Source organism: Aeromonas sp. R4-3 (assembly GCF_040908275.1).
Taxonomy (GTDB): Bacteria; Pseudomonadota; Gammaproteobacteria; order Enterobacterales; family Aeromonadaceae; genus Aeromonas; species Aeromonas rivipollensis.
On record NZ_JBFODK010000009.1, the window covers coordinates 1 to 2,801 of the forward strand.

Consider the following 2,801-nt stretch of genomic DNA (forward strand, 5'->3'; position numbering starts at 1 on the left):
GTCAGGGATGACTCATCTCAGGGCTCGCTTCCCGCTTAGATGCTTTCAGCGGTTATCGATTCCGAACTTAGCTACCGGGCAGTGCCACTGGCGTGACAACCCGAACACCAGAGGTTCGTTCACTCCGGTCCTCTCGTACTAGGAGCAACTCCCTTCAATCATCCAACGCCCACGGCAGATAGGGACCGAACTGTCTCACGACGTTCTGAACCCAGCTCGCGTACCACTTTAAATGGCGAACAGCCATACCCTTGGGACCGACTTCAGCCCCAGGATGTGATGAGCCGACATCGAGGTGCCAAACACCGCCGTCGATATGAACTCTTGGGCGGTATCAGCCTGTTATCCCCGGAGTACCTTTTATCCGTTGAGCGATGGCCCTTCCATTCAGAACCACCGGATCACTATGACCTACTTTCGTACCTGCTCGACCTGTCCGTCTCGCAGTTAAGCTGGCTTATGCCATTGCACTAACCTCCTGATGTCCGACCAGGATTAGCCAACCTTCGTGCTCCTCCGTTACTCTTTGGGAGGAGACCGCCCCAGTCAAACTACCCACCAGGCACTGTCCGCGAGCCCGATTCAGGGCCCTGCGTTAGAACATCAAACATACAAGGGTGGTATTTCAAGGACGGCTCCAGCGCAACTGGCGTCACGCCTTCAAAGCCTCCCACCTATCCTACACATGTAGGTTCAATGTTCAGTGCCAAGCTGTAGTAAAGGTTCACGGGGTCTTTCCGTCTAGCCGCGGGTACACCGCATCTTCACGGCGAATTCGATTTCACTGAGTCTCGGGTGGAGACAGCATGGCCATGGTTACACCATTCGTGCAGGTCGGAACTTACCCGACAAGGAATTTCGCTACCTTAGGACCGTTATAGTTACGGCCGCCGTTTACCGGGGCTTCGATCAAGAGCTTCGCTTGCGCTAACCCCATCAATTAACCTTCCGGCACCGGGCAGGTGTCACACCCTATACGTCCACTTTCGTGTTTGCAGAGTGCTGTGTTTTTGATAAACAGTCCCAGCCATCTGGTCACTGCGACTCCCAACTGCTCCATCCGCAAGGGACTTCACTGTCAAGAGCGAACCTTCTCCCGAAGTTACGGTTCTATTTTGCCTAGTTCCTTCACCCGAGTTCTCTCAAGCGCCTTGGTATTCTCTACCCGACCACCTGTGTCGGTTTGGGGTACGATGACTTGTAATCTGAAGCTTAGAGGCTTTTCCTGGAAGCAGGGCATCAATGGCTTCACCACCGTAGTGGCTTCGTCTCGTGTCTCAGTGTTGTGTCTCCGGATTTGCCTAGAAACACCACCTACGCACTTTCACCAGGACAACCGTCGCCTGGCCCACCTAGCCTTCTCCGTCCCCCCATCGCAATTACAAGTCGTGCAGGAATATTAACCTGCTTCCCATCGATTACGCCTTTCGGCCTCACCTTAGGGGTCGACTCACCCTGCCCCGATTAACGTTGGACAGGAACCCTTGGTCTTCCGGCGAGGAGGCTTTTCACCCCCTTTATCGTTACTTACGTCAGCATTCGCACTTCTGATATCTCCAGCATACCTCTCGATACACCTTCGCAGACTTACAGAACGCTCCCCTACCACTCACACATAAGTGTGAATCCGCGGCTTCGGTGCCTGGTTTGAGCCCCGTTACATCTTCCGCGCAGGCCGACTCGACTAGTGAGCTATTACGCTTTCTTTAAATGATGGCTGCTTCTAAGCCAACATCCTAGCTGTCTGAGCCTTCCCACATCGTTTCCCACTTAACCAGAACTTTGGGACCTTAGCCGGCGGTCTGGGTTGTTTCCCTCTTCACGACGGACGTTAGCACCCGCCGTGTGTCTCCCGGATATTACTTACTGGTATTCGGAGTTTGCATGGAGTTGGTAAGTCGGGATGACCCCCTAGTCCAAACAGTGCTCTACCCCCAGTAGTATTCGTCCGAGGCGCTACCTAAATAGCTTTCGGGGAGAACCAGCTATCTCCGAGTTTGATTGGCCTTTCACCCCCAGCCACAGGTCATCCCCTAACTTTGCAACGTTAGTGGGTTCGGTCCTCCAGTTGATGTTACTCAACCTTCAACCTGCCCATGGCTAGATCACCCGGTTTCGGGTCTACACCTTGCAACTAGACGCCCAGTTAAGACTCGGTTTCCCTACGGCTCCCCTATACGGTTAACCTCGCTACAAAATGTAAGTCGCTGACCCATTATACAAAAGGTACGCAGTCACCCCGAAGGGCTCCCACTGCTTGTACGTACACGGTTTCAGGTTCTATTTCACTCCCCTCACAGGGGTTCTTTTCGCCTTTCCCTCACGGTACTGGTTCACTATCGGTCAGTCAGGAGTATTTAGCCTTGGAGGATGGTCCCCCCATATTCAGACAGGATGTCACGTGTCCCGCCCTACTCGATTTCACTTCAAGGTCGTTTTCATGTACGGGGCTATCACCCTGTATCGCTGGCCTTTCCAGGACCATTCCACTAACTTCCAAGAAACTTAAGGGCTAATCCCCGTTCGCTCGCCGCTACTGAGGGAATCTCGGTTGATTTCTTTTCCTCGGGGTACTTAGATGTTTCAGTTCTCCCGGTTCGCCTCTATTACCTATGTATTCAGTAATAGATACCCAGCTTATGCTGGGTGGGTTTCCCCATTCGGAAATCTGTGAGTAATAGCGTCTCTTACCGACTTCTCACAGCTTATCGCAGGTTAGTACGTCCTTCATCGCCTCTGACTGCCAAGGCATCCACCATGTACGCTTAGTCACTTAACCATACAACCCCAAGAAGTGTCGT

Annotated in this window: 1 rRNA gene; it reads right to left on the minus strand. The window is 52.9% G+C overall.

From position 1 onward, the window contains the following. Positions 1 to 2,779: ribosomal RNA gene (locus AB5Y91_RS01945) — 23S ribosomal RNA — on the minus strand; the annotation flags it as partial. Positions 2,780 to 2,801 lie beyond the last annotated feature (22 nt).